The organism is Empedobacter sp. 225-1 (assembly GCF_030328185.1).
Taxonomy (GTDB): Bacteria; Bacteroidota; Bacteroidia; order Flavobacteriales; family Weeksellaceae; genus Empedobacter; species Empedobacter stercoris.
Window position 1 is genome coordinate 1 of record NZ_JACALO010000036.1, and the last position, 26,689, is coordinate 26,689.

At 32.2% G+C, this 26,689-nt stretch carries 29 protein-coding genes; 25 read left to right on the plus strand and 4 right to left on the minus strand.

All coding sequences use genetic code 11. The annotated features are described in order from the left end of the window. Window positions 1-72: 72 nt before the first annotated feature. Window positions 73-417: a hypothetical protein gene (locus tag HX088_RS10840; protein WP_286484145.1), complete on the minus strand. Its 345-nt coding sequence runs from the start codon at window positions 415-417 to the stop codon at window positions 73-75. 210 nt (window positions 418-627) lie between these two features. On the opposite strand from HX088_RS10840, the gene HX088_RS10845 reads away from it, so the two are divergent. From HX088_RS10845 to HX088_RS10965, 25 genes are all read left to right on the plus strand, one after another. Further along, window positions 628-948 carry a hypothetical protein gene (locus HX088_RS10845; protein WP_280035938.1) on the plus strand — a complete coding sequence of 107 codons (321 nt, stop codon included), beginning with the start codon at window positions 628-630 and terminating at the stop codon, window positions 946-948. Between the two features lie 87 nt (window positions 949-1,035). Next, complete coding sequence (locus HX088_RS10850) at window positions 1,036-1,383, plus strand: hydrogenase maturation nickel metallochaperone HypA/HybF (protein ID WP_280035935.1); 348 nt, start codon at window positions 1,036-1,038, stop codon at window positions 1,381-1,383. 20 nt (window positions 1,384-1,403) lie between these two features. Next, window positions 1,404-2,123 carry a hydrogenase nickel incorporation protein HypB gene (gene hypB, locus HX088_RS10855; protein ID WP_280035932.1) on the plus strand — a complete coding sequence of 240 codons (720 nt, stop codon included), beginning with the start codon at window positions 1,404-1,406 and terminating at the stop codon, window positions 2,121-2,123. Between the two features lie 12 nt (window positions 2,124-2,135). Next, the gene (locus tag HX088_RS10860) at window positions 2,136-2,600 is read left to right on the plus strand and encodes an urease accessory protein UreE (protein ID WP_286484146.1); all 465 of its coding nucleotides are present in this window, start codon (window positions 2,136-2,138) and stop codon (window positions 2,598-2,600) included. A 3-nt stretch (window positions 2,601-2,603) separates the two neighbouring features. After that, window positions 2,604-3,629, plus strand: coding sequence for an ABC transporter substrate-binding protein (locus HX088_RS10865; RefSeq protein ID WP_286484147.1), 1,026 nt, complete (start codon window positions 2,604-2,606; stop codon window positions 3,627-3,629). Continuing rightward, on the plus strand, window positions 3,619-4,632 hold the full coding sequence (locus HX088_RS10870; protein WP_286484148.1) for a FecCD family ABC transporter permease: 1,014 nt from the start codon (window positions 3,619-3,621) through the stop codon (window positions 4,630-4,632). Before HX088_RS10865 ends, HX088_RS10870 begins: the two co-directional genes overlap by 11 nt. Continuing rightward, window positions 4,632-5,399 carry an ABC transporter ATP-binding protein gene (locus HX088_RS10875; RefSeq protein WP_286484149.1) on the plus strand — a complete coding sequence of 256 codons (768 nt, stop codon included), beginning with the start codon at window positions 4,632-4,634 and terminating at the stop codon, window positions 5,397-5,399. The genes HX088_RS10870 and HX088_RS10875 overlap by 1 nt, the downstream gene beginning before the upstream one ends. Before the next feature lie 7 nt (window positions 5,400-5,406). Then, window positions 5,407-5,961, plus strand: a complete 555-nt coding sequence (locus HX088_RS10880) for a GNAT family N-acetyltransferase (protein WP_286484150.1) — start codon at window positions 5,407-5,409, stop codon at window positions 5,959-5,961. Continuing rightward, window positions 5,939-8,368 (plus strand): TonB-dependent receptor, encoded by a 2,430-nt coding sequence (locus HX088_RS10885; RefSeq protein WP_286484151.1) that lies wholly within the window; start codon window positions 5,939-5,941, stop codon window positions 8,366-8,368. The genes HX088_RS10880 and HX088_RS10885 overlap by 23 nt, the downstream gene beginning before the upstream one ends. Before the next feature lie 27 nt (window positions 8,369-8,395). Beyond that, window positions 8,396-9,178, plus strand: a complete 783-nt coding sequence (locus HX088_RS10890; RefSeq protein WP_286484152.1) for a DUF2490 domain-containing protein — start codon at window positions 8,396-8,398, stop codon at window positions 9,176-9,178. A gap of 215 nt (window positions 9,179-9,393) precedes the next feature. Next, the gene (locus HX088_RS10895) at window positions 9,394-9,747 is read left to right on the plus strand and encodes a hypothetical protein (protein WP_286484153.1); all 354 of its coding nucleotides are present in this window, start codon (window positions 9,394-9,396) and stop codon (window positions 9,745-9,747) included. 143 nt (window positions 9,748-9,890) lie between these two features. Further along, window positions 9,891-10,193, plus strand: coding sequence for an urease subunit gamma (ureA, locus tag HX088_RS10900; protein WP_038336653.1), 303 nt, complete (start codon window positions 9,891-9,893; stop codon window positions 10,191-10,193). A 20-nt stretch (window positions 10,194-10,213) separates the two neighbouring features. After that, window positions 10,214-10,582, plus strand: coding sequence for an urease subunit beta (ureB, locus tag HX088_RS10905; RefSeq protein ID WP_038336652.1), 369 nt, complete (start codon window positions 10,214-10,216; stop codon window positions 10,580-10,582). A gap of 1 nt (window position 10,583) precedes the next feature. Beyond that, window positions 10,584-12,305, plus strand: coding sequence for an urease subunit alpha (ureC, locus tag HX088_RS10910; RefSeq protein WP_286484154.1), 1,722 nt, complete (start codon window positions 10,584-10,586; stop codon window positions 12,303-12,305). 81 nt (window positions 12,306-12,386) lie between these two features. Continuing rightward, window positions 12,387-13,019: a hypothetical protein gene (locus tag HX088_RS10915; RefSeq protein ID WP_286484155.1), complete on the plus strand. Its 633-nt coding sequence runs from the start codon at window positions 12,387-12,389 to the stop codon at window positions 13,017-13,019. A gap of 5 nt (window positions 13,020-13,024) precedes the next feature. Next, window positions 13,025-13,525 carry an urease accessory protein UreE gene (locus HX088_RS10920; RefSeq protein WP_286484156.1) on the plus strand — a complete coding sequence of 167 codons (501 nt, stop codon included), beginning with the start codon at window positions 13,025-13,027 and terminating at the stop codon, window positions 13,523-13,525. 11 nt (window positions 13,526-13,536) lie between these two features. Next, the gene (locus tag HX088_RS10925; RefSeq protein ID WP_286484157.1) at window positions 13,537-14,226 is read left to right on the plus strand and encodes an urease accessory protein UreF; all 690 of its coding nucleotides are present in this window, start codon (window positions 13,537-13,539) and stop codon (window positions 14,224-14,226) included. A gap of 21 nt (window positions 14,227-14,247) precedes the next feature. After that, entirely contained in the window at window positions 14,248-14,886 is a 639-nt protein-coding gene (gene ureG / locus HX088_RS10930; RefSeq protein ID WP_286484158.1) for an urease accessory protein UreG, read from the plus strand. A 1-nt stretch (window position 14,887) separates the two neighbouring features. After that, entirely contained in the window at window positions 14,888-15,670 is a 783-nt protein-coding gene (locus HX088_RS10935) for an urease accessory protein UreD (protein ID WP_286484159.1), read from the plus strand. A 16-nt stretch (window positions 15,671-15,686) separates the two neighbouring features. Further along, entirely contained in the window at window positions 15,687-16,574 is an 888-nt protein-coding gene (locus tag HX088_RS10940) for an urea transporter (protein ID WP_286484160.1), read from the plus strand. 57 nt (window positions 16,575-16,631) lie between these two features. After that, the gene (locus tag HX088_RS10945) at window positions 16,632-17,531 is read left to right on the plus strand and encodes a helix-turn-helix domain-containing protein (protein WP_286484161.1); all 900 of its coding nucleotides are present in this window, start codon (window positions 16,632-16,634) and stop codon (window positions 17,529-17,531) included. A gap of 136 nt (window positions 17,532-17,667) precedes the next feature. Then, a complete protein-coding gene (locus tag HX088_RS10950) occupies window positions 17,668-18,585 on the plus strand; it encodes a YeiH family protein (protein ID WP_260544163.1) in 918 nt (305 codons plus the stop codon). A gap of 114 nt (window positions 18,586-18,699) precedes the next feature. Beyond that, window positions 18,700-20,094: an MBL fold metallo-hydrolase gene (locus HX088_RS10955; protein ID WP_286484162.1), complete on the plus strand. Its 1,395-nt coding sequence runs from the start codon at window positions 18,700-18,702 to the stop codon at window positions 20,092-20,094. Window positions 20,095-20,119: 25 nt separating this feature from the next. Next, window positions 20,120-20,386: a rhodanese-like domain-containing protein gene (locus HX088_RS10960; protein WP_286484164.1), complete on the plus strand. Its 267-nt coding sequence runs from the start codon at window positions 20,120-20,122 to the stop codon at window positions 20,384-20,386. Window positions 20,387-20,408: 22 nt separating this feature from the next. Beyond that, entirely contained in the window at window positions 20,409-20,717 is a 309-nt protein-coding gene (locus HX088_RS10965) for a thioredoxin family protein (protein WP_225539055.1), read from the plus strand. A gap of 527 nt (window positions 20,718-21,244) precedes the next feature. Here the strand turns inward: HX088_RS10965 and HX088_RS10970 are convergent. Genes HX088_RS10970 through HX088_RS10980 form a run of 3 tightly spaced genes read right to left on the minus strand, consistent with a single transcriptional unit; the run spans window position 21,245 to window position 26,584 of the window. Beyond that, window positions 21,245-21,685 (minus strand): hypothetical protein, encoded by a 441-nt coding sequence (locus HX088_RS10970; RefSeq protein WP_225532452.1) that lies wholly within the window; start codon window positions 21,683-21,685, stop codon window positions 21,245-21,247. After that, window positions 21,666-23,474 (minus strand): excinuclease ABC subunit UvrC, encoded by a 1,809-nt coding sequence (uvrC, locus tag HX088_RS10975; RefSeq protein WP_286484165.1) that lies wholly within the window; start codon window positions 23,472-23,474, stop codon window positions 21,666-21,668. The genes HX088_RS10970 and uvrC overlap by 20 nt, the downstream gene beginning before the upstream one ends. Next, the gene (locus tag HX088_RS10980; protein WP_286484166.1) at window positions 23,474-26,584 is read right to left on the minus strand and encodes a UvrD-helicase domain-containing protein; all 3,111 of its coding nucleotides are present in this window, start codon (window positions 26,582-26,584) and stop codon (window positions 23,474-23,476) included. Before HX088_RS10980 ends, uvrC begins: the two co-directional genes overlap by 1 nt. Window positions 26,585-26,689 lie beyond the last annotated feature (105 nt).

Sequence of the window (26,689 nt, forward strand, 5' to 3'; positions counted from 1 at the left end):
AATTTAGCACTTGGCTAATCATTGGGGGCTAGCCCCCAATGATTTAATTTGAGTTGCACTTATTTGTTGAACTTAGATTAATCGAATTGTAGAAAATAAATAAAAAATTATTACAACGCCTAAAAGTAAATATAAAACCCAAATATAAAATGGGTAAATGTCTAAACTTCTATCAGTATATACTTCTAAGCTAATTTCGTTTGTTAAAATGTTCCCATCTATTCTTGGAATAGAAATAGTATTATTATCACTATTTTTTGGGATGATATTAAAATATTCATAATTTCCTTCGGCTTCACCTTTATTAAAACCTCTTTTGAAATCATTTAATCCATTGTTAAAAAAGAAATCAATAAAAGGAAGAGTAATTAGTAATACTCCAATTAATTTTAAATAAAATTTAGATTTAGTTTCCATATTTAGTAATTATTTATTTTTCAAATTAAATATAAATATTTTGAATTGCAAAACATTTTTATTGTAAAACAATAAAAATGTATCGACAAACAATTTTAAATTCGTTTTTGTAAACGACATAATTTTTATTGATTTGTAACGTTTTTGAACATTTATCCTCTATTTTGAATAATCCTTTAGGTAGAATGTTGTAGTACCTTTACACTCGAAATGAAAGCGATTAGTTACATAGCAGCTGTACTTCTTTTATTTGTTCTGTTAGTTAATGTCAACAAAACAAATCAAAATCATGCACCTAAAAATGTCGAAAATCTAACTTCAAAATTTCACGATTCAGAGAAAGTGATATTCAACACAATGATAGAAGAGTCTAAAACGAATGATTTTTCTTTTGATGAATTTATCAACGCAGATGTTAAATTTAATTTTAATCAGCAGATTTGTGTTCGTGTTTTTTCTGATTTATTTTCTACTTCAACTAATAAAATTTGCCTTTTGAGGCATTATATCTACGGTTTACCATTTATCTGATAAACACGAAGTTTCCTTATATATAACTATTTTCTAAGCATTCATTTTGTTTAGAAAGAGGTAATCTATTCACAAAAATTAAAAATTATGCACGAATTAAGTATTGTCAAAGACATATTTGATACGTTGAACGAGCACTATGATTCGAAGATAGAAGATATAGAAAAAGTTCAAATTACAGCTGGACTTTTATCAAATGTTCAACCTGTTTTAATTCAAAATGCATTTGATGCATTTATAGCTGATAACCAAAATTATAATGAAATCGAGCTAGAGGTTTTGGTCAATGAAATTGTAGCGTATTGCGAAAAATGTCACAAAAATTTCAAAGTCAACTATCACAAATTTGTTTGCGAAGATTGTTCAACACCATCCAGCACAATTGTCAAAGGAAATGAGCTTTTTATCTCGCAAGTCATCTTTAAAAATAAATAATCATTAAACATATTTCAATTATGTCAACAAATACACAAAATCCAAAAAGTCTTGGGAATAGAGTAGGATCTGTTCAATGCGACAACACAACTTTACATTTATTAAAAGCCAACGATTATGTTGCAAATGCAATTCGCGAACGTCTGAAAGATGTTTGTATCATCAATGTTTGTTCGTCTCCAGGATCAGGAAAAACAACGTTGTTACAAGAAATTGGAAAACGTTTGAGTAAAGAATTGAATATTTCTGTTTTAGTTGGTGATCCAGAAACGGAGCGTGATGCAGTTCGTATGCGCGAAGTAGGAATCAATGCTTTACAAATTGTAACAGGCGGAATGTGTCATATCGAAGCGCAAATGATTTTACAAGCTTTGGATCATATTAATTTGGATGGAACAGATTTATTATTTATCGAAAATGTAGGAAATCTTCTTTGTCCATCTGCTTTTGATCTAGGTGAAGATTATCGTGTTACACTTATCGCTACAACTGAAGGTGATGACAAACCAAAGAAATATCCACGTATGTTCTTAACAAGTGAATTGATGTTGGTTTCTAAATCAGATTTATTACCATATGTTCCTTTTTCTATCGAGGCGGTTACAAAGGATGCAAGAGAGGTTAATCCAAACTTAGAAGTGCAAACAATCAGTACGTTGAATGGAGAAGGAATTGACGAATGGTGTCAATGGTTGAAAGAGAAAGTTCAGTTGAAAAAAGAAGCTGCACAACAAAAATAATAGATCGAAACAATGGAAAATCAGTTGGTAATTATAGATGAAATTCAGTCAAAAACTGAACAAGTAGAAAATATTTTGGATCAATTAACGATTGAATGGTTTGAGATTCGAAAACAAAAAATTACGCGAAAAACAACTGCTGGTTTAACATTAGAAATTCGATTACAAACTAAAAATGAGTGGCAGAACGGCGATCGATTATTTCATGAAAACAAATTAGTAGCTTTAGTTTACATAAAACCTTGTTTGTGTATTCAGTTTTCTGCAAAGTCGAAGTCCGATGCCGCTGATTTTTGTTACTTCGTTGGCAATCGTCACCTTCCTATTTATTGGAAAAACGACGACGATAATCAACTTTTGCTTCCTTATGATGGTCGTATGTACGAGCAACTTTTGACTCGCTATCAAGATAAAATACAACTTGTCGAAGCACAATTAATTAGTGAATTTTTATTAAAAAATTTGGTAAAAAATTAAACCATGAATTGTAAAATACTTCATCGTATAACCCTTATTTTATCATTCTTTATTTTCTTTCAAAGTTGTCATTCTTCTTCTTCAAAAAAGAGCGAACAACAAGGTGAAATAAAAGCGGAAGATAGTCGTGGAAAAATGGTTTCGTTACCACAAGAAGCAAAACGAGTGATTGTACTTTTTGAACCTTCTTTGGACGAAATTTACATGTTGCATGCCGAAGATAAAGTGGTTGGAATTCCGCAACAAGTTTTTCAGAATGAAGATAAATTTGAGTTCTATGCAAAATTAGATGAGCGAATTAAAAATAAAACAATTGCGACGCCAACTTTTGGAGGTGGATCAAGTAATATCGAAACAATTGTTGGTTTGCAACCTGATTTAGCGATTGTTTATGAACAAAATATCGAAACAATTCAGCAATTAGAAGAATTAAATATTCCAGTTTTTACCGTTTCAAGTTTAAGTCAAGATAAGATTTACAAAGAATTGCTTGGAATGGGAACTTTATTAGGAAAAAAACAACGTGCAGAGGAAGTGGTTTCTTATGTAAAAACAGAGGCTAAAAAGTTGAAAGCTCCTGTAAATGAAAAACCTAAAAAAGTCTATTATGCGTGGTCTAAAGGACGTATTTTTTCGACATCTGGAAAAGGAACTTTGTTAGATTTAGCAATCAAATTATCGGGTGCAGAAAATGCTTGTCCATTAGAAATGGAATCGCCAAATGTTGGTGCAGAATCGATCTATAAATGGAATCCAGATTTGATTGTTCTTTGGAATTCGAGCCTTGATGAGGTGTATCAACTAAAAGAATTAGCAGCTTTGCCAGCGGTAAAATCAAAACAAGTTTTCGCGATGAATCCTGCTTTTTATTACGATCCGCATACAGTTAAGTTTTTATTATTTGCCAAACAACTTCGCAATTGGTGTTATCCTTCGGCTTATTCGACGGAACAATTAGATAAAGAGGTACAAAATGATATCATGCAATTGTACCAAAAACCAGATTTATACAAGAAAAATGCAATCTAAATTGAAATCTTACGGTCTACTTTTGATTTTACCACTTACGGTTGTCATTCTTTCTATGACAATGGGCGCAACGAATTTTGTAGGTATTTCGGAGTTGATTCGTTACAGTTCATCTGCAATGAGCAAGTTAATTTCGGGAACAACTAATTTACCTCAATCAAGTATAGAAACTATTTTATGGCAAGTTCGTTTACCTCGTATTGTATTAACGTTTATTGTTGGTGCAGCTTTGGCATCATCTGGTAATGTTTTACAGGCAATTTTCAGAAACCCAATTGTAGATCCATTTACATTAGGTATATCATCTGGTTCTGCTGTTGGCGCAGCTTTAGCAATGGTTGTTCCTGTATTATCTATCAATATTTCAGCATTTGTATTTGGAATTTGTGCTGTTTTATTAACGTATTTAATTTCAAAAACAAACGTCAAAAGTTCATTAATCAATATGGTTTTATCAGGAATGATAATTTCTGGAGTTTTTACAGCTGTTTTGACACTTTTACAATACATCAGCGATCCATACAAATTGCAAATGATTGTGCAATGGACGATGGGAAATTTACATACAGCTTCTTGGGAAAAAGTAGAAATTGCTTTTTATCCGATTTTAATTGGTTTAACCATTATTATTTTATTCCGTTGGAAACTCAATTTATTGTCTTTGGGAGATGAAGAAGCACTTGCAGTTGGTGTAAAACCAGGACTTCTCAAAGTAATTTTGATTGGAGTTGCAACCTTAATTACAGCCGCTTGTGTTGCTGCAGTTGGTGTGATTAGCTTATTTGGATTAATTGTTCCACATATTAGTCGAATGTTTTTTGGACCAAATAACGAAAAAACGGTTTGGGCAAATATTAGTATTGGCGGAACTCTTCTTTTAGTAATCGATGATTTTTCGAGAACGGTAATGCCTTTTGAGATTCCGGTTGGTGTTTTTACAATGTTGATTGGTGCACCAATTTTTATTTATCTGATGAGAAAAAACGCAGCAAATTGGAACTAATGAAAGCAATAGTTAACATACAAAATTTATCGTTTACGTATGGAAAAGATAAAATTCTAAATGATGTAAATGTCAATTTTTCTGAAGCAAAATTATCTGTTGTGATGGGAAAAAACGGAAGTGGAAAATCAACTTTGTTTAACATCATTGCAGGTTTGGAGAAGAAATACGACGGAAATGTTTTCATTGGAAATGAAGAACGTAGAAAGATAAAAATTGGATCATCTTCGCTTCGTGTTGGTTTTATGACGCAGTTTCATCAAACGACTTTTCCATTCAAAGTTTTTGATGTTGTGATGACTGGTCGCGCTTCTTTTTCGAGATTTTCTCCTAAAAATGAAGATTATCAAATTGTCGAAGAAATGTTGACGAAGTTTAATTTATGGCATTTAAAAGACAAAGCCTATACTTCACTTTCTGGTGGAGAAAGACAATTGGTGTTGTTGTGTCGTGTTTTGGTTCAAAATCCAGATGTTTTGATGTTAGACGAACCAACGAATCACTTGGATTTACATTACCAAGTTTTGGTTTTAGAAACCTTACAAGAACTTGTCAAGCAAGGAAAAACAGTGCTTTGTGTGATGCATGATCCTAATTTGGCATTTATGTATGGTGATCAATTTTATATGATGAAAAATCATCAATTGGTTGATTTAGAAAATTATAATCAAGAAGAAATTAAAAATATTCTGCAAGAAACGTATCAATTGCCTTTATTGAATTTAACTCATCAAGGAAAACAATTGTTTGTACCACAATTAAAATAAAAATTGAATGAAAAATATAAAAATTACACCTGTTGAAACTCATCAGGTCGAAGAAATATTGCCTTATGTGATCGAGTTTAGACGCGATTTATTTCCAACATTAGATCCGACAATTGTTCCAAAAGACTTGTTGAATTTTATGTCAAATTACATCGAAAGTCAAGCTGGAATTTTTCTTCAGGCACGTGATGAAAACAATAAAATTATTGGCGTTATCGGTATGATGCCTTTCGATTATCGTTTTCCTCATCTTTCTGTGGGTAAAGAAAAAACGGTTGAGGTTGCTCGTTTGTTTGTCGAACCAGCTTATCGTCGATTTGGTTTGGGAACGCAATTGTTTCAGGAATTGGAAAAACAAGCGCATCAAAAAAATATTCATCGTTTGTATTTGCACACGCACCCAAGTTTGCCAGGAGCGTATGAATTCTGGTTAAAACAAGGTTTTGATTTGATGATGTTTTGTGAAGAATCAAGCTTTCCGACTTATCATATGCAAAAAGAGATTAGTACAATCGAATTAAAAAATAATATTTCTCAAAATGAAAACATCTTTCATGTATAAAATTATCACCTTTAGTTTTTTCATTTTTCTTGGTATAACAGCAACTGCGCAAGAAACAAAAATGATTTTTGGTAAAATTCTTAATCAAGAAGATCAACCAATTTCGAATGCAATTATTTCAATAGAAAATGATACGTACAACGTAGAAACTGCTGAAAATGGAGAGTTTAAATTCGAAAAAGAAGTTCAACTTCCATTGACAATTTCGATTTTGGCTGATGGTTTGAATTCAACAAATTTTGTAATTACAAAACAAAATTGGAATGAGCAAACTGGTCTTAAAATCTATTTATCAAAGGAATCGACGCAATTAGGAGAAGTTTTAATTAGCTCAGATAAAAAGAATTCATATTATCAACATACGATCACTTTTGATGGAAAATTGAATGGAAATCTGAAAGATTTACCACAAACAATTAGTATTGTGAATCGCCAATTGATGGACGATAAACAAGCGTTCAAAGTTTCGGATATGGTGCATGATTTATCGGGTGTTAATCAAGCTTCATCTTACGACGATTATACGTTGAGAGGTTTTAGCAGTGGATATGGAAATAGTTTGCGTTTGGTGAATGGTTTGCGTTCTGGTTTTGGATATGGAACAAGTTATTTCAATTCGCCTTTGACGATTAATTTAGAAAGAATCGAGGTTTTGAAAGGTTCGGGAGGAACTTTATTTGGAGATATTGCACCAGGAGGAACAATTAATTTAGTGACTAAAAAACCATTGGAAGATTTTAAAGGAGCTGTCAGTTTTTCATCAGGAAGTTTTGAAACCTTGCGTACAACCTTGGATATTGGTGGACCATTGAGTAATAATTTATTCTATCGATTGAATGCAGGTTATCAAACAAGTAAAACATTCAGAAAAAATAACAATCAAAAAATAGTTTCAGTAGCACCATCTTTTACGTTCAAACCAAGAAAAGGAACACAAATCGATGTGGATTTAACGTACGATAATTTTGATGGCTATTTGGATCGTGGAATGGGTGTGAAACAAACAGATTTATATGCAATCAATCGTTCTTTTACATTGTCGCAACCATCGGATTTTTTTAAAACAGAAACATTTTCGTTTCGTACAAAATTGACACAAAATATTTTAGATAATTTATCATTAACGCTTAATTATTCAAAATCAATTTATAAAGAAAAATTAAACGAGCACAGAACGTTGAATAGCTTTGCAGATGCGCCTTACAACACAATTGTAAACATGCGTTTTTTGTCTCGAGAAGCGACTGATTATACAGATAATGCTGTTGCTTTTTTGAATTATAAATTGCAAAAAGGACAAGTAAAACAAAATATAATTTTTGGTGTTGATTATGCGCAATATAAGCCAGATGCGGACAATCAGCAGAAAGAGGCGAGAAGCAAAGAGGTAAATGGAGAAATTGTTCCGTTGACATTTGATTTGAATCATCCAATTTACGAATCGAAAGATTTATCTTCTTACAAATGGTTAAAACAAGCGTCTTTTCCATTTTTGAGTTCTTACAAAACAACAGGCGTTTATGTACAAGATCAGGTAAAGTTTAATCGATTAGAAATGTTATTTGGTTTGCGTTACGAGCATTATACATCAGAAAGCGCAGATCCAAAAACGCCTTATTCAGCAACTCAAGATACATGGTTGCCTCGTGTGGGTTTGACATATAAAGTAACGCCAACAATAAATTATTTCGCTAATTATTCGCAAGGTTATGTGCCAATTGCGGCTGATTATGTAGCGAATTACAAAAATTATGGTGCTGATAAGCCATTTAAATCAGAAAGAAGTTTCCAAGTAGAAACAGGATTGAAAACAGAATTTTTCAAGAAAAAATTACAAATAGATTTAGCACTTTATCAAATTCAACGCAATGATATGATGATGCCAACAGGACAATTGAGCGATGCTGGTTTCCCTGTTTATCGTCAATCGGGTAAAGTTTCTTCGAAAGGTTTGGAATTGGATTTACGAGGACAATTGCACCGTAATTTACAAATGAGTTTCAATTATACTTATACAGATACAGAGGTTAAAGCTTCTTCTGTTGCTTCGGAAGTTGGAATGCCTTTGGCGAACGCACCGAAAAATATGGCGAATGTATGGCTGAAATATTCGGTTTTACATGATACGTTCAAAGGTTTAGGATTTGGTCTTGGGGCTTCTTATGTAAGTGATCGACGTATGGAAAATTCTGTTGGGAAAGATGCACAAGGTAATGCTGAGTGGGGATTTTTGCCAGATTACACAGTGGTAAATGCTGCAATTTATTATGATTTGAACCCATTAAAAATTTCAGTTCAGTTCAATAATATTTTCGATAAATATTATTTCCAAGGAGGAATTGATTACACTCGAGTTTTCCCTGGATCTCCAAGTAATATGATGGCTACGTTAAGTTATTCATTCTAAAAAAAATAAAACAAACAAAACATAAAAATGATTTCAATTACACGCAAAATAAGCATTGTTACTGCCTTTTTATTCACGCTTACAACAAGTTTTGGACAACTAAGTCCTCCAGGTTTAGGGAAAGCTAAAACCGCTTATTGGGCTGCTTTTGGTGTGCAACATAAGTTAGATTCTATTGGAAATAAATATGCAGTTGCTTATGTTGGAATGGGACGAAAAAGTTCGCCAGATAATTATAATCCAGTTGATAAACCTGCAATTTTAGTCTTGAATTATGAGATTTATAATAAATTCAAACCAAATCAACAATATAGTTATGCGATAAGCTATCGTCGTCAAAATGAATTTGACTCCGAAGCGCCTTTTCACAAAGAAGGAATAGAGCAGGAGTTTAGAGTTTATGGGCGTTATGCGTATACTGCGAATTTAGGAAAGTTGAAATGGAAGAATACAATTAGACAAGAATTCAGAAAGTTTTTTGATGCTGATTTTAATGAAGTTGACGAAAATTTTCAGTTAAGAACACGTGTAAAATCGCAATTAACGTATCCAATTTCTGATAAGAATAAGCAATCTTTAGCGCTTAGTGCCGAAGGTTTGTTTGCGACGAGTTATATGAACGATGTGGAAAAACATTGGACAAAATATGCGTACAAAGAAACGCGTTTGGGACTTTATTATATGTTCCAAATTCCGAATTCTCCGTTGACGATGGATATTGGTTATGTTAACAACTTGATTAGGAATTATTCAGAAGCTAAATCGGGTGTGCATTATGTTGCAGTTGATTTGGTTTGGAAGCTTCCGTAGAAATTAAATAAGTGATTTCGGGTGGTAATGATTTATTTTAATAAATAATTAAAATATTGAAATTAAATATATTAATCATTTTAAAGTAAGATTAAATTTTATTCATCAAAGGTTTTAGAATAGTCAAAAAGAATAAAATTGTCACGTTTTTGAATATTTATCTGATTTTTTAAATAAGAAACGAACAAAGTAAAACGTCTAATTTTACATCATTAATGAAAAAGGTTTTCTCTATAGTATTTTTAATGTTATTTATTACGTTTGTAATAAGTATCTCGAAGTTTTCTCAAACGAGAAGTCTTGTCGAGTCGCATAGAGAACACACAGAACAAATAGATTGTGGAACAAAATTATCTACTCAATTTAATAATTTCAATCTATTATCAGTTGATGAAAATAAATCAGAATCAGAAATTTTTACATTCGATTGTGATTTGTTTGTTCGCTTTTTGGCTATTTATTTTCATCAAACCTTTTATCAAAAAATATCGGAAACAGTTGAAGTTAAGACTTTAAAAAGTTTACCGAAATACATCTTATTTCATTCGCTACAAATTGATTACAAATAATTAATTTTTATTAATCTACAATAGATTTCATTGTTTTTAACAAAGCAATGAAGGATTCTTATTGTCAAAATTCAACATATTCATACACAAATTGTTTACATCAATGTGTAGAATAAATATCTAATTTTTTAAAAAATAAAAAAATGCATTTAACACCACGCGAATTAGAAAAGCTAATGTTACATACTGCTGGAGAGCTTGCGTTGAAACGTAAAGCAAGAGGCGTAAAATTAAATTATCCAGAATCTATTGCGCTTATCAGCCACTTTATTTTGGAAGGTGCAAGAGATGGGAAACGAGTTGCAGAATTGATGCAAGAAGGTGCAAACATCTTAACAACTGACGATGTAATGCCAGGAGTTGCGGAAATGATACACGATGTACAAGTGGAGGCGACTTTTCCTGACGGAACAAAGTTGGTAACGGTTCATAATCCTATTCGTTAATTCTAAAAAAATAAAAGAAAATGATACCAGGAGAAATTTTTGTAAAAGAAGGAACAATTGTTTGTAACGAAGGTAGAGATACGGTAAAAATTAATGTGATTAATACAGGAGATCGACCAATACAAGTTGGTTCTCATTTCCACTTTTTCGAAGTAAATAAAGCGATGCTTTTTGATCGTGAAGCTGCTTTCGGAAAACGATTAAACATTATTTCAAGTACAGCTATTCGTTTTGAGCCAGGAGAAGAAAAAGAAGTTGAATTAGTAGAAATCGCTGGTGACAAAAAAATGTACGGATTCAGCAATTTGGTTCAAGGTTCTATAGAATCAGACGAGCAAAAACAACAAGCATTAGAGAATATGAAATCTCACAATTTTAAAAGTCTTTAAAATGAGTTTAGAAGTAGACAGAAAACAATACGCCAATATTTTAGGCCCTACAACGGGAGATAAAGTACGTTTAGGAGATACAAATCTTATCATCGAAATTGAAAAAGATTTTGGACATTATGGTGATGAATCAATTTTTGGAGGAGGAAAAACTGTACGTGATGGTATGGGACAAAACTCTACAAAATTGCGTGCAGAAGGTGTTTTAGACCTTTGTATTACTCGTGCAATTATTATTGATCACTGGGGAATTGTAAAAGCAGATATCGGTATCAAAGATGGTAAAATCGTTGGTATTGGTAAAGCTGGTAACCCAGATACAATGGACGGAATTACCGACGGAATGATTATCGGAGCTTCGACTGAAGTACACAATGGAGCTGGAATGATTGTGACAGCTGGTGGTATCGATACACACATTCACTACATTTCTCCACAACAAATTAATACTTCTTTATTCAGTGGTATTACAACAATGATTGGTGGAGGTACAGGACCTAATGATGGTTCTAATGCAACAACGGTTACACCAGGAAAATTCAATATTCAAAAAATGATGGAAGCGACTGAGTCTTTTCCAATGAACTTTGGATTCTTCGGAAAAGGAAATTGTGCAACTGTTGAGCCAATCGAAGAGCAAATAGAAGCTGGAGCTTTAGGAGTGAAAATTCACGAAGACTGGGGTGCAACACCATCTACAATTGATGCAGCATTGAAAGTTGCAGATAAATATGATGTACAAGTTGCGATCCATACGGATACGTTAAACGAAGGAGGTTTCTTAGAAGATACAATGGAAGCGATCAATGGTCGTGTTATTCATACATTCCATACAGAAGGAGCTGGTGGAGGTCACGCGCCAGATATCATCAAATCTGCGATGTATCCAAATGTATTACCAGCATCTACAAATCCAACTCGTCCTTATTCAGTTAACACAATTGATGAGCACTTGGATATGTTAATGGTTTGTCACCATTTGAGTAAAAATATTCCTGAAGATGTAGCATTTGCTGACTCTCGTATTCGTCCAGAAACAATTGCTGCCGAAGATATTTTACATGATATGGGTGTTTTCAGTATCATGAGTTCAGATTCTCAAGCAATGGGACGTCCAGGAGAGGTGATTTCAAGAACTTGGCAAACGGCAAGTAAAATGAAAGATCAACGTGGAGAAATTGCAGAAGATAAAGGTCATGACAATGATAACTTCCGTGCAAAACGTTACATCGCAAAATATACAATCAATCCTGCAATAGCACACGGAATCTCAGATTATATCGGATCTGTTGAGGTTGGTAAAATTGCCGATTTAGTAATCTGGAAACCTGCCATGTTTGGTGTTAAACCAGAAATGATCTTGAAAGGAGGATTTATCGCAGGTAGTAAAATGGGAGATCCAAACGGATCTATTCCAACTCCACAACCAGTTATTTACAGAAATATGTTTGGTTCTTTCGGTAAAGCAGTTCAGAAAACGAATATCACATTCGTTTCTCAGGCTTCTATTGATAACGGAACAATTGACAGTTATAATTTGAACAGAGTTTTCTTACCTGTTAAAAACTGTAGAAATATTGGTAAAAAAGATTTGATTCACAACGATAAAACACCAAATATTGAAGTGAATGCAGAAAATTATAAAGTATATGTTGACGGAGAATATATTACATGCGAACCATCGGAAGTTGTTCCTTTAGCTCAATTGTATTATTTATTCTAATCATTAAAAATAGGCTCAGACAACGTGCTGAGCCTTTTCAAATTTTTTAATGAAATAATAAAATTAGGTTTTTAAGTATAAATGATAAATTTTAATCAAATAGTTTTTTCAATTGCAGTAATTGGAATGTCATTGATTTCAGGGAAAATGAACGGGCAAATCTTAGGAGGAATGAGATTGAAAGACAATGATGAAGGTCCAAAAGGACAATTTTCACTATATGGTTCATTGGATTATTCTAAAGTTACGTCGCCATCTGGTCGTAGTAGTAACGTCTCAAGTGCTCCGATTGGTATAGGATATTTCTTTAATAATAATGATGCGATTGGGGTTAACTACGCATATACAGAAGATAATATCAATCATCAAGTTGTAAGCAAACAAAATGAAACAGGGATTTGGTATAGTCCGTCCTTGGCGCTTGGAAAATATTTTACGCTAATTGCGCATTTTGATGTGCATTATGTTTGGGGACAACAATTGTCTGAAACAACAGCATCTATGGAAAATTTTAATGGTTTTCGATTGAGAGGTTATCCTATGATTGGGATTGTTTTAGGCGGCGACTGGGGATTGAAATTTAGATTTGCAGATTTTTCGCTGTTAGAAACAAAATCAAAAGAAGGTTGGACAAAAACATCTGTTGCTGGAGTTAATGGCTCTGCATTTGGAATGGGCGTATCTAAAAATATCGATTTTAGAAGAAAAAATTAAGCAAGATGATTATTAATGAGAGAATAGGAAGTGTTGCAGAACAATCAATTTTACAATCAATTGATTATTTGGATTTAGATTGGTACGAAACAACCAAGAGAATTCAACGCAAAAGAACAAGAGGTGGAAAGGATGTCGCGATCAAATTTTTGAAAGATAAACAACGTTTGCACGATGGAGATATTCTTTTTATGGATGACGAAACGGCAATTGTTGTGAATGTTTTAGAAACCAAAACGATTGTGCTTTCTCCTCAATCTATTCTCGAAATGAGCGCACTTTGCCACGAAATAGGAAACAAACATTTACCACTTTACAATGAAAATGATTTGTTGCTTATGCCTTTCGAATTGACCATTTTTCGCTGGTTAGAATCATCTGGCTACAATCCAAAAGTTCAAGATTTAAAACTCCTACATCTATTGAATGCCAATGTAGATCATCATCGCGAGACCAAAGTAGGAGGTTCAATGTCTACAAAAAATCTGAAAATAAAATTATCGTAAAAAGATAAAGAATGAAACAAGAATTTTTAGCAAGTTTATTACATATTTCTGATCCTACTTTACCGATTGGTGCTTATACACATTCGAATGGATTAGAAACTTATATTCAGAATGGAATCGTCAATAATAAGCAAACGGCACAAGAGTTTGTAGAAAATATGATGAAATATAATCTGAAATATAATGATGGTGCTTTTGTAAAATTAGCTTACGAAGCAACTCAAAATTCGGATTTGAATGAAATTTTGAAATTAGATGAAGAATGTTCTGCTCTAAAAGCGCCAAAAGAAATCAGACAAGCAAGTCAGAAATTAGGCTTGCGTTTAATCAAAATTTTCAAGCGTCGTGTAGAATCAAAATTTGTTGAGGAATACGAGCGAAATATCAAACAAAACATCGCTTATTCTAATTACGCGATTGTTTTCGGAATTTATACAAGTTTATTACAAATTCCACTTTACGAAGCATTGTTTGCTTTTTACTACACTTCGGCTTCTGGAATTGTAACAAACGCAGTGAAATTAGTGCCTTTGGGACAATTGGATGGACAAGATTTGATGTTCGATTTGTACGAAACAATTTCTCAAACAGCCAAAGAAACAATAGAATTAGATAGAGAATATGTAGGTTTATGCAACACATCATTTGATATCAGATGTATGCAACACGAACGCTTATATTCTCGCTTATACATGTCATAAATTTTATAAACAATATTCAAAATGGAAAATAGAAAATATATCAAAGTTGGAGTTTGTGGACCTGTAGGTTCTGGAAAAACAGCTTTATTAGAAAAATTAAGTCGAAAAATGTTTAGTGATTACAATTTAGGAGTGATCACAAACGATATTTTTTGTTCAGAAGATGCCAAATTTCTGGCAAAAAATAGCCTTTTACCAGAAGATAGAATTATTGGAGTAGAGACTGGAGGTTGCCCTCATACAGCGATTCGTGAAGATGCAAGTATGAATTTGGAAGCAGTTGATGAATTAGCAGATCGTTTTCCTGATATTGAATTAATTTTAATTGAAAGTGGAGGAGATAATTTAGCTGCAACTTATAGCCCAGATTTAGCTGATGTGACGATTTTTATTATTGATGTGGCAGAAGGTGAAAAAATTCCAAGAAAAGGTGGACCTGGTATCCAACGTTCAGATTTATTAATCATCAACAAAATAGATTTAGCGCCACACGTAGGAGCAAGTTTAGAAGTAATGGAAAGCGATACAAAACGCATGAGAAATGGAGCACCTTTCGTTTTCACAAATCTAAAAACAGAAGAAGGTTTGGACAGCGTGATTGGTTGGATTAAAAAATATGCACTTTTAGAAGAAATCGAAGAACCAAATCTTTTGAGATAAGATGGAATGTAGATTAGATATTGTTGCAGGATACAAGGAAGGTAAATCGTTCGTCAAAAATTTGTACGTTGGTAAACCCTTCCGTGTTGTATCTGTTGGGCAACGAAAATTAGATAATAAATTGTATCAAATGACGATGACTTCTTCGCCTGGAATTTTGAATGGCGACGAATATATTCTGAATATTGATGTAGAAGATAATGCTGCGCTACAGTTACAATCGCAATCATACCAACGATTGTTTAACATGGATGATGAAGCAACGCAAAAGTTAACGATTAATATCCACAACAATGCGTCGTTTGCCTATGTGCCACATCCAGTTGTTCCGCATGAAAACTCTAATTTCAAAAGTAGAGCTGCTATTACAATTGGAAAGAATAGTCAAATTATAATTAGTGAGATTATTACCTGTGGACGCAAACATTCGGGAGAAGTTTTTAAGTTAAAACGTTTTCAGAATTTGACTGAAATTTATCATCAAAACAAATTAGTAGTCAAAGATAATGTCTTAATTCAGCCCGATTTAATTCCGATTAGTAGTATTGGTATTTTAGAGAATTATACACATCAAGGAAGTTTTATTTTCTTTAGTACAAAATCAGAAACGGATAAAGTTGCGTTGGTAGAAACATTATTAGAAATTGCAAAAAAACATACGAATGTAGAAATTGGGATTTCTGTTTTGGACGGAAATGGTTTCGTCATAAGAGCTCTAAGTCAAGGAGGAGAAGCAATGTATAATTATTTCTTGGTTGCCCAAGATTTACTTTGGGAATTATAGAAACAAATAAAAAATCATGGACAAAATTTTAACGAAAGTTCCATTTATAGATCAAGTTCTAAAAGGTTTAGGACAAATCATGTTGCAAGAAAACAGTAGTACAGGTTTATTGTTTTTGATTGGTATTTTCTTAGGAAGTATAGAAGGAGGAATTGGCGCAATTGTTTCGACAGCAGTTGGGACAATTACAGCAATCTTACTAAAATATAACAAAGAAGAAATCAACGCAGGTTTATATGGATTTAGTGCTGCTTTAGTTGGTGTGGCATTAACAATTATGTTCGACTCTACTTTTCTTATCTGGATTTTGTTGGTGGTTGCTTCTGCTTTAGCAGCGATTATTCAACATTTTTTTATCAAAAGAAATATTCCAGTTTTTACTTTACCATTTATTCTATTAACATGGTGTTTAATCTTCGGAATTCACCATTTTACAACAATAGGACCTGCAACTGCAGGAAATACTCAAACTTTATTAGAAACAAACGATTTGTTTACATCAACAAATGGTTTCGGAGAAGTAATCTTTCAAGGTGGTCCAATGTCTGGTATCATCTTTTTTATTGCCGTTTTTATAGGTTCGCCCGCAGCAGCTTTGTACGGTTTGGCAGCTTCTATTTTTAGTGCAGAAATTTCAAATTTATTTGGAGAACCAGTAGAGCAAATTCATATGGGATTATTTGGTTTTAATGCTGTTTTAACGGCAATTGTATTTGCTGGAACCAAACGAATAGACGGTTTTTGGGTTTTATTGGGTGTTTTTATCACCGTTTTGATAGATGTTCTATTTGTTAAAATCAATATTTTCGCATCATTTGGAGGAGTTCTTACATTTCCTTTTGTTGTAGGAACTTGGTGCACATTATTTATAAAAAAATATACTGATCGATTTTTTGGAGTATAATGTAATTTGGCATAAAATTCGAAGAATAAAAACAGTTTCATTTTAAAAAGCATTGCGATGGAAATGATATCAAACTCACAATACAAAGAACTATTTCTAGCTCATCTAAGTACCCAAGTTTTAGGAAATAATGAGGATATACAGTTATATCGATTAGAATATTATTTAAAAGATATTTTAATGCCCGTTATTCCATATAGAACAACATTTAATTTTATCATGTTTGTCACGAAAGGAAGTATGAAACAATATTTAGAGAACAAAGAATATGAAGTAAACGAAAATGAAATAATTTTTATAAAACAAGGAACCATTACTGCAACAGTAGAAATGTCCGATGATATAGAAGGTTTCTTTTTGGCGTATGAAAATCATATTTTATCTGAATTAGAATTGCCAAAATATAAATCGAGTATTTTCTTGATGTCGCCTTATTTATCACTCGATGCGGTTACTTTTCAAACCATTCATCAATTATTGGTTTTAATGGAACAAGAAATTTTCTTGAATAGCCTTGAAATTAACGAGATTATTATCGCGATGTTACATGTTGTTTTATTAAAGTTACTTAATATCGATTACAAAAAGATTCCGAGTACAACTACGCGTCCAATGGAGCTTTCTCTGCAGTTTAAAGATTTACTTTTTAAACATCATATAGAAGAAAAGAAAGTCACTTTTTATGCAGATAAATTATTTGTAACAGAAAATTATCTCAACAAATGTGTGAAAGATATTACGCAAAAAAAACCAAAACAATGGATTAACGAAACGGATATTAATTATAGCAAAGCATTATTGCATTCAAGTAAAAGAATTTCTGAAATAGCTTTTGAGCTTAATTTTCAGACCGCTTCACATTTCACTCAATTGTTCAAAAAAGTCGCAGGTATCACACCAAAAGAATACCGTGAACAAATCTGGAATTCTCAATCTACTAGAAATCCAGTTTTTTAAACAAATTGAATAGATAATTTTAAATACATATCTTTTGTATTTAGAAAAATTTTCTAAAAATAATCTTATTTGTAACAAATGTTACAATCTATTTTGATACGGTCAATTACTTTTGTTTTTGTATTTCATAAAACAAATGATTGCCCGTATAATTTATTTTGGATTATTGCTACTTACATTTTTTCCGTTTATAGAGTCGTCAGTGGCGCTTCTTTTAGGAATTGGTTATGGATTAATTTTTCAAAATGAATTTGGTGATTTTTCAAAAAAATATTCCAAAAAGTTATTAAATATAGCAATCATAGGTTTAGGGTTAGGTTTGAATCTTCACGAAGCAGTTTCGGTAAGTAAAGATGGGTTTATACTCACTTTTATTTCTATAATAAGTGTTTTTGTATTAGGATTTGTGTTTTATCGATTATTAAAAATCAATAAGAATACATCGTTACTGATTACTTCGGGAACTGCTATTTGTGGAGGAAGCGCAATTGCGGCTATTTCTTCGGTTTTACAACCAAAAGCGAACCAAATTACGATTGCAATGGCAGTAGTTTTTGTGTTGAACGCAATAGCGCTGGTTATTTTTCCTACGATTGGACATTTATTTCATTTAACCCAATATCAATTTGGTTTGTGGTCAGCGATTGCTATTCATGATACAAGTTCTGTGGTTGGAGCAGCAAAACAGTACGGAGAGCAAGCATTAGAGATTGCGACAACTGTAAAATTGAGCCGTACATTGTGGATTTTTCCATTGGCTTTGTTCATCGGTTATTTTAATAAAAAAGAAAATTCTACTTATAAATTTCCTTACTTTATTTTAGGTTTTGTCGCAACAATGCTAATTGCAACTTATTTTCCACAAGGCGAAAAAGTTTATCAAATCTTACAAGGCTTTTCGAAACAATTAATGGTAGTAGCGTTGTTTATGATTGGTTCGTTAATTAATTTACAATCAATCAAACAAGCTGGTTTCAAGACTTTGTCTTATGGAATTTTACTTTGGATATTCATCTCGATTTTATCTTTGGTATTGGTTCTGAAATTTTTCTAAACAACAGATAAGCATTCTTATTCATCTGTAACATTGGTTACTGTCCATTGTTTTTTAGTCACTTAACTTTGTATCAACAAAAGAAAAAAGGTTAAACCATAAAAATATACACATATGTTTTTTCAACACATTTTTGAGAAGTCTTTAGCACATTCAAGCTACATTGTAGGATGTCAAGTTGCTGGAGAAGCGATTGTAATTGATCCAAAAAGAGATATCGATACTTATATAAAAATAGCCGAAGAAAATAATCTTAAAATTACGCACATTGCGGAAACGCATATTCATGCAGATTATCTTTCAGGAAGTCAGGAATTGGCTTATGTGACAGGTGCTAAAATGTATTTGTCGGATGAAGGAGGTAAAGATTGGCAATACGATTTTGACCATGTTGGATTAAAAAATGGAGATAAAATAGAAGTAGGAAATTTAATCTTCGAAGTGATGCATACGCCAGGACATACGCCAGAAAGTATAAGTTTCTTGTTGACTGATACACCTGCAACAAAAGAACCTGTCATGATTTTTACAGGAGACTTTGTGTTTGTCGGAGATATTGGTCGTCCAGATTTGTTAGAAGAAGCGGCAGGTTTGGTTGGAACGAAAGAGGTTGGCGCAAAGCAGATGTTCGAATCATTGAAAAAATTTCAAGCTTTACCCGATTATCTTCAAGTTTGGCCAGCTCATGGTGCAGGATCAGCTTGTGGAAAAGCATTGGGAGCTGTAGCAAGTTCAACAGTTGGATACGAAAAAATAAGAAACTGGGCATTACAATTTGATCAAAATGAAAAAGGTTTCATCGATTATCTATTAGCAGATCAACCAGAGGCACCAGCTTATTTTGCTATGATGAAAAAGTTGAACAAGACAAAACGTCCTTTATTAATAGAAGTTCCGAAATGGGCTAAGTTGACATATATTGAATTTGAGAAAGCAAAAGATTTTGGAATGAAAGTAATTGATGCAAGAATCAAAACAGATTTTTCACAAATACATGTTCCAGGAACAATCAATATTCAAAACAATAAAACATTCAACACTTGGATGGGTTGGATGGTAAATTATCAAGAACCAATCGTGTTAGTTGTAGAAGAAAATGAGGTAGAGGACATGACGCGAAAACTAATGCGAATTGGTTTAGATAATGTGTACGGTTATATTACACCAGCAGAATTATTGAGCAATACAGAAGAAATGACTTCTTCAACTATTATTGATGCTGATGAGATGGAAAATTATATCGGGAATGATGAGGTTCAAATTTTAGATGTAAGAGGTGAAGCCGAATTTAAAGAAGGTTTTATAGAAGGAGCAAAACATATTTTTGTAGGTTATTTACCAAAACGATACCATGAATTGGATCCGAATAAAAAAGTAGTTTTACATTGTCAAGCAGGTGATAGAGCAACAATTGCACAGAGTTTTTTAGAATCAAAAGGTTTTGAAGTAGAAAATTATAGTGCAGGAATGGCAGATTGGAAATTGAATAAAAAACCATTAGTCAAATAATATGTTTTTCAAAAAAATTATTAAAATGTTGACATCAAACTCAAACTTAGAAAATTATCTACAAGAAGGCGCATTGCTATTGGATGTGCGTACAAACGCGGAGTTCTTGGCAGGTCATCATGCAGATTCGGTCAATATTCCATTACAAGAATTAGAAAGCAGAATAGGCGAATTGTCGAGCAAGAAGATAGTAACGGTATGCAGAAGCGGAGCAAGAAGTGGGCAAGCTGCAGTTATACTAAAGAATAAAGGTTTTGATGCCATCAATGGCGGACCTTGGAACATGATTTAAGTACAAAATTAAATTATATTGAATGGATTTATTAGACAGAATACAAGGAAATAATTTTTATCTAATTGATTTTTATGCAGATTGGTGTGCACCATGTCAATTGCAACTTCAATTTTTAGAAAACTTAAAAGGAAAACTTCCTGATCATGTCGAGATAATAAAAATTGATGTAGATAAAGACAAAATAAGTACGATTCAGTTTGATGCGATGTATCAAGTAAATGGCGTACCAACTTTAATGCTTTTTCATCAAGGAAAACTTCTTTGGAAGCATTATGGAGTTAAGTTTGAAGATGATTTACAAAAAATAGTAGAACAATTTTTGATCTAAAAAAACAGTAATCGTGTCTGAATCTTTTAAAAGATAACGCGATTACTGTTATTTTTTTTTAAACAATATGTGTTAATTACTAATTTATTCCTTGTCTTATTTAGATAAAACAAAAAATATTAGATAAAAAGTGTGAATACAATAAAAACGTCAACATTTATTTAAAAAAAATCATACATGATTTGCATTAGTATGATTTATGTTATAGTTTTGAGTAAATAATATTACAAATAGGTAATATGAATTAACACTAATTATGATTGTAAGGCTTCTGTAAAAAGAAGCCTTTTTTATTTTCACTAAAAATAAAGCAGATTAAGCAAATATTTAAACAACACAATTGGTTGTGTCGACTTACTTTTTTAAAGTTAATTACAGTAGTTGAGAAGTTTTTTACAAAATTATTTTTGAAATTCGGTTGCTAATAATTCAACTATTTTCATGATGTTTTGATTTGTAAATAAAAGATAAGATTACATCAGGTAAAAAAAAACAGCTTCACTAAATTGTAAAGCTGTTTTTATATTTTAAATATCATCCGTGTATAAATCGATAATTGGTCGAGGTTTTTTTCGTTTGATTTGCGTTAACCAATAAATGAAAATACCTATTCCATTCCCGAAAATAATCACGGTTATCCAAACTAAACGTTCGTCACTTTTAATCAAATTTGGATTTTTTAAGGCATGTACAATGAAGTAAACAAAAGAAATTACGCCAGTAAAAAAACTCATTAAAACTAAAAAGATGAAAATGATAAGATTTCCTAATAAAGCACTCAGAAGCGATTTCGAATTTCCCATATGTCCAAGTTGCGCATCGAGCGTATTAAACATCGAATAAAAAATTCCAAAATAACTCAGTAAGCCAAGTATAAATAAAGTGATTGGAACAATAGCCAAAGTGGCTTGTAGCTTTGGATTGTTTAAAAGAGACGTTAGATCTCTGTCAATTAGTAGATTTTTCATCATTTGAAAAATAATCTTTTATTTTTTTTGCTTTAGATTTCCCTATACAATCGGTTAACTCTAACAAAGATGCATTTTTTATTCGTTCAACCGATTTAAATTTTGTTAATAATTCTTTAATTGTTTGCGGACCGATTCCATTTATTTCTTCTAAAACTGAATTATAGGCATTTTTACTGCGACGATTTCGATGGCGAGTAATCCCAAATCGGTGCGATTCGTCTCGTACATGTTGCAGCACTTTTAAGGTTTCAGAATTTTTGTCCAAGTACAAAGGATAAGGATCGTCTGGATAATAAATTTCTTCCAAACGTTTTGCAATTCCAATGACAGATACTTTTCCACGTAAACCTAAACGGTCAATCGATTTTAAAGCCGAACTTAATTGTCCTTTTCCTCCATCAATCAAGATTAGCTGAGGCAATGGTTCACCTTCAGCCAAAACGCGTGTATAACGACGTTCTATTACTTCTTCCATTGTTGCAAAATCATTTGGACCTTCAACTGTTTTGACATTGAAAATTCGGTAATCTTTTTTGCTTGGCTTTCCATTTTTAAAGACAACACAAGCCGATACAGGATTTGTTCCTTGAATATTAGAGTTATCGAAACCTTCTATATGACGAGGTTCTGCGGGTAATCGCAAATCAACCTTCATTTGATTCATAATGCGATTTGTATGACGGTCTGGATCGATAATTTTGGTTTGTTTGAGCTGTTCCAAACGATAAATTCGCGTGTTTTTTAACGATAAATCAACAATGTGTTTTTTATCGCCAATTTTTGGAACTGTAATTTTTCGGAATGGAATTTCTAAACTTAATTCGAATGGAACATAAATTTCTTTCGAAGTAAGATTAAATCGTTCTGAGAAATCAATAATCGCGCGCTCCAATAAATCTTCATCCGTCTCATCCAATTTCTTTTTCCACTCTTCGGTATGAGATTGTATAATTGCACCATGATAAATTTTCATGAAATTGACATACGCATATTCCTCATCCGATGTAATCGAAAAAACATCAACATTGGTAATGGTAGGTGAAACAATTGTTGAACGTGCTTGGTAATTTTGTAAAGCTTCGATTTTCTCTTTGATTATTTGTGCTTTTTCAAATTTCAAATCCGATGCATATTTTGTCATTTGATTGATTAAATATTGCTTTGCTTCGTTAAATTCTCCTTTGATAATATTACGAATCGCCGAAATTTGCTCATTATAATCTTCTTCGGTTTGGTAATTTTCGCAAGGTCCAAGACAATTGCCAATATGGTATTCTAAACAAACTTTGAATTTATGGTTTTCGATGTTTTTTTCGCTCAAATCGTACGAACATGTTCTGATTTGATACAATTCTTTGATCAAACCTAATAAAACTTTCATGGTTTTGACATTAGAATATGGACCAAAATATTCAGAACCATCTTTGATTACATTTCGTGTCGAAAAAATACGTGGAAATCGTTCGTTTTTAATGCAAATCCATGGATAGGTTTTGTCATCTCTTAACAGAATATTGTAGCGAGGTTGATGTTCTTTGATCAGATTATTTTCCAATAACAACGCATCGTATTCGGAATTAACATTAATCGTTTCGATGTTATCAATATTACTCACCAAAACACGCAATCGTTTCGAATCGTGTTGTTTATTGAAATACGAATTCACACGACGTTTCAGGTTTTTCGCTTTACCAATGTATAACAAATCTCCTTTTTTGTTATAATATTGATAAACACCTGGCGTTTCGGGTAAACTCGCTAATTTTAATTTTACATTTTCATTCATCAAACTACCTCTACAACATTTATTTTTTGCTGTTCATCATCAATATAAATCAAGATTTTTGTTTGAATTTTATACCCCAAATTGTTGAAAAATTCAGCATATCTATTCACTTGAAAATGATGATCTAAATCGGGTTGTCCAGTTTTATAATCAATAATTGAACAATTATTTTCAGCATCAATGACAACACGATCGGCTCTGAAAATTTGTCCATTTTCATCAATAAAATCGCGTTCATTTAAAACCGTTAAACCTTCAGCAAAATAGGGAACTAATTTAGCGTCTTGTAAGAGATTTTGCAAGGTTTTTTGCAGATGTTCTACATTTTCAGCAGAAACAGTACCACGTTGTTTTTCACTTTCGATGATTTTTGGCAAATCATTTTGCGTTACAATTTGTGATAAAATAGTATGAATTGTATTTCCAAATTCTGTGAATTTTAACTTTTCTTGTGCTTTTTCTGAATTGGTGTTAATCACCAAACGTGTATTCCAATCCGAAGAATAAATTTTAAGTTCTGCCGAAGAGTTTTCAATAACTTTTGGTGTTGAAATACGTTCTGGTGTACCTTTCAAAATAACTTCATCTTCAGAAAAGCCTTTGCTGAAAACAAATTCGTGTAAATAGTTGGCAATATTTTTTGATTTCGAAGACTCTTTAGGCTTTTGCGCAATCATGTACAATTGTTCTTTTGCACGTGTTGTTGCAACATAAAGCGTATTAATTTCATCCAATTGAACCAAGTTTTCTTCTTCGTCAATTTTTGATTTTATCGCTTCGTTTTTGATGGTTTTTAATTCATTGTTAATCCCAACATAAAACGTTTCGAATGGATTATCTTCATCTTTTTGCAGTGGAATCCAAATTTTAGAATTCTTACTTTGCCAATCCAAAAATGGTAAAATAACAACTGGAAATTCCAAACCTTTAGACTTGTGAATCGTCATAATTTGAATTGCATCGACACCTTTTGGCGTTTTGATACTTGCTTTATCTTTGATCGTTGACCAAAATTCGAGAAACGAATTAAGATCTGATTCATTTTTTGATGAATAGTCTAAAATAACATCCAAAAAGCTCAAAATATAAGCAGGTGAACGTTCTTGTAAATGCAATGTACGAATAGCTTTTTCGGTGAAATCATATAACGAAAGGTTTTGATCTTGAATAAAATCTAAATCAATTCCAAGTGATTTGGTTAATTTCAAAAATTTAGGCAAACCTTCTTTCAACGCTTTTTCAACGGTGATGGTTAAATCATCTGTTCTGAATAATTCTAATTCGTACGCAACCATCAAAAAGCGTATTTTAGATTGTTCATCTTGTGGATTTGATGTTATTTTAAACAAATATTCGATTAATTGTATTTCAAACGAATTTTTAAGTAATAATGCTTCATTGGAAATGACAACCAAATTATTTTCAGTCAAATATTTCGCCAACAGAACGCCTTGCGCATTACTACGAATCAAAATTGCAATATCACTTAAAGAAAAACCATTTGCACGACAATCTTCAATCGTTTTCAGAACCAATTCTAAGTTTTTTTCTTTGAATAAGTCTTTTGATCGACCTTCTTGTTCGATAAAATTTATTTTGACAAAACCATCTTTTTGATGATTGGTGAATTGTTTATTACCGATTTCATACAAATACTGAAAACTTGGTAAATTAAGTTTAGGCGCTATAAACGAATACAATTCATTGTTAAATTGGATGATATTTTCGTGGCTTCGCCAGTTTTTTTCTAATTCTTCAACCTTGATATTTTCTTCTTCTTTTCGATCAATTAAATCTATCATTTGTGCTGGATTTCCTCCTCGCCAACGGTATATAGATTGTTTTGCATCACCAACCAACATAATCGTGTCAGATTGCGCACGCGCATTTTCCACCAACGGATTTAGATTGTTCCATTGTAAAGTTGAAGTATCTTGAAATTCATCAATAAAATAGTGATTGTAGCGCGAGCCAATTCGTTCGTAAATAAAATTAGCAGGTTGTTGTTGCAGATTTTTACTGATGATGGTATTGAATTCGTTTATCAATAAAACATTCGAATCTTTTTTGATCGAATCCAACGATTTTTCGACTTCATTAATCAACGAAATTGACGAAATGTTTTTTTGAATAGACGTTAATAAAAGTAAGTGATCATTAATATTTGCAGCTTTTTCGAACAAATCTTTAATCTGTGGAAAAATAGATTCGGCAGTTGCATCTTTTACTTTCGAAAGATAACCGCCTTCTAAAACATCTTTTGTGTTGGCATCGGTTGGTAAAATCAATCCAAAACCATCATAATTCTTTAATTTTTGGAAAAAAGCGGCAATACCACGACTTTTTCCAGGTAATTCGTTTACAGAAATTCCATTGTTTGCCAGCAACTCAAAAAACTCATTTCCGATTGTAATCAATCCATCTTTCAACGTTTTGATATCATCAAAAATAACCTTTCGGTAACGAATAAATTCGTCTAATGAAATATTTTTTAACTTTTCTAAATCTTGTAAATGACGATCGTTTGAAATATCAGAAGTGTCAGAAGAAAGGGTTTTACGGATATCCCATGATTTATTTTCGTCCATATTATCCAACGCAATTTTGATTATGGTTTGCGTTAATTTTTCGTCTTCTCCAATTTTTGAATAGAGTAAATCAACCGATTCGTTGATAATTTCTGTTGTATTCATTTCGACATCAAAATTCATCGATAAACCCAAATCTTGTGCAAAAGATTTCATCAATCGTAGATTAAATTTATCAATCGTAGAAATTGAAAATTTGGAGTAATTATGAAGAATGGCAATCAGAATATTATACGCTTTCGCCTTGATAATTTCTGGCTTCATGTTCAATTCAGAAGAAAGTTCAAGAATATAAGAATCTTCTTTTGGATTCGAACTTTTGGCAATTTCTTCCAATGTTTCGATGATACGCTCTTTCATTTCACCAGCAGCTTTGTTGGTAAACGTGATGGCTAATATATGTTCGAAATGATAATCGCTTTCGTTGGTTAATAACAACGAGAGAAATTCTTTAACTAATGTGTAGGTTTTACCTGCACCAGCTGATGCATTGTAAATTTTGAAATCGCCTGCTTGTAACAAATTCTGAATTTTTAGGAAAGTTAAACAATCTTCTCAAAAATAGAAAATCAGAATGCCAAAACATGACGTACTAAAAAAGGAAACTCAACTGAGTTTCCTTTTTTG

Excerpts from the sequence above, each read along its gene's own strand:
- HX088_RS10865 (WP_286484147.1), top strand. The coding sequence starts at position 2,604 with ATGAATTGTAAAATACTTCATCGTATAACCCTTATTTTATCATTCTTT.
- ureC (WP_286484154.1), top strand. The coding sequence starts at position 10,584 with ATGAGTTTAGAAGTAGACAGAAAACAATACGCCAATATTTTAGGCCCT.
- HX088_RS10960 (WP_286484164.1), top strand. The coding sequence starts at position 20,120 with ATGTTGACATCAAACTCAAACTTAGAAAATTATCTACAAGAAGGCGCA.
- HX088_RS10955 (WP_286484162.1), top strand. The coding sequence starts at position 18,700 with ATGTTTTTTCAACACATTTTTGAGAAGTCTTTAGCACATTCAAGCTAC.
- HX088_RS10870 (WP_286484148.1), top strand. The coding sequence starts at position 3,619 with ATGCAATCTAAATTGAAATCTTACGGTCTACTTTTGATTTTACCACTT.
- HX088_RS10890 (WP_286484152.1), top strand. The coding sequence starts at position 8,396 with ATGATTTCAATTACACGCAAAATAAGCATTGTTACTGCCTTTTTATTC.
- HX088_RS10965 (WP_225539055.1), top strand. The coding sequence starts at position 20,409 with ATGGATTTATTAGACAGAATACAAGGAAATAATTTTTATCTAATTGAT.
- uvrC (WP_286484165.1), bottom strand. The coding sequence starts at position 23,474 with ATGAATGAAAATGTAAAATTAAAATTAGCGAGTTTACCCGAAACGCCA.
- HX088_RS10885 (WP_286484151.1), top strand. The coding sequence starts at position 5,939 with ATGAAAACATCTTTCATGTATAAAATTATCACCTTTAGTTTTTTCATT.
- HX088_RS10925 (WP_286484157.1), top strand. The coding sequence starts at position 13,537 with ATGAAACAAGAATTTTTAGCAAGTTTATTACATATTTCTGATCCTACT.
- ureB (WP_038336652.1), top strand. The coding sequence starts at position 10,214 with ATGATACCAGGAGAAATTTTTGTAAAAGAAGGAACAATTGTTTGTAAC.
- ureG (WP_286484158.1), top strand. The coding sequence starts at position 14,248 with ATGGAAAATAGAAAATATATCAAAGTTGGAGTTTGTGGACCTGTAGGT.
- HX088_RS10840 (WP_286484145.1), bottom strand. The coding sequence starts at position 417 with ATGGAAACTAAATCTAAATTTTATTTAAAATTAATTGGAGTATTACTA.
- HX088_RS10945 (WP_286484161.1), top strand. The coding sequence starts at position 16,632 with ATGGAAATGATATCAAACTCACAATACAAAGAACTATTTCTAGCTCAT.
- HX088_RS10950 (WP_260544163.1), top strand. The coding sequence starts at position 17,668 with ATGATTGCCCGTATAATTTATTTTGGATTATTGCTACTTACATTTTTT.
- HX088_RS10845 (WP_280035938.1), top strand. The coding sequence starts at position 628 with ATGAAAGCGATTAGTTACATAGCAGCTGTACTTCTTTTATTTGTTCTG.
- HX088_RS10875 (WP_286484149.1), top strand. The coding sequence starts at position 4,632 with ATGAAAGCAATAGTTAACATACAAAATTTATCGTTTACGTATGGAAAA.
- HX088_RS10935 (WP_286484159.1), top strand. The coding sequence starts at position 14,888 with ATGGAATGTAGATTAGATATTGTTGCAGGATACAAGGAAGGTAAATCG.
- HX088_RS10940 (WP_286484160.1), top strand. The coding sequence starts at position 15,687 with ATGGACAAAATTTTAACGAAAGTTCCATTTATAGATCAAGTTCTAAAA.
- HX088_RS10920 (WP_286484156.1), top strand. The coding sequence starts at position 13,025 with ATGATTATTAATGAGAGAATAGGAAGTGTTGCAGAACAATCAATTTTA.
- HX088_RS10970 (WP_225532452.1), bottom strand. The coding sequence starts at position 21,685 with ATGAAAAATCTACTAATTGACAGAGATCTAACGTCTCTTTTAAACAAT.
- ureA (WP_038336653.1), top strand. The coding sequence starts at position 9,891 with ATGCATTTAACACCACGCGAATTAGAAAAGCTAATGTTACATACTGCT.
- HX088_RS10860 (WP_286484146.1), top strand. The coding sequence starts at position 2,136 with ATGGAAAATCAGTTGGTAATTATAGATGAAATTCAGTCAAAAACTGAA.
- HX088_RS10880 (WP_286484150.1), top strand. The coding sequence starts at position 5,407 with ATGAAAAATATAAAAATTACACCTGTTGAAACTCATCAGGTCGAAGAA.
- HX088_RS10850 (WP_280035935.1), top strand. The coding sequence starts at position 1,036 with ATGCACGAATTAAGTATTGTCAAAGACATATTTGATACGTTGAACGAG.
- HX088_RS10915 (WP_286484155.1), top strand. The coding sequence starts at position 12,387 with ATGATAAATTTTAATCAAATAGTTTTTTCAATTGCAGTAATTGGAATG.
- hypB (WP_280035932.1), top strand. The coding sequence starts at position 1,404 with ATGTCAACAAATACACAAAATCCAAAAAGTCTTGGGAATAGAGTAGGA.
- HX088_RS10895 (WP_286484153.1), top strand. The coding sequence starts at position 9,394 with ATGAAAAAGGTTTTCTCTATAGTATTTTTAATGTTATTTATTACGTTT.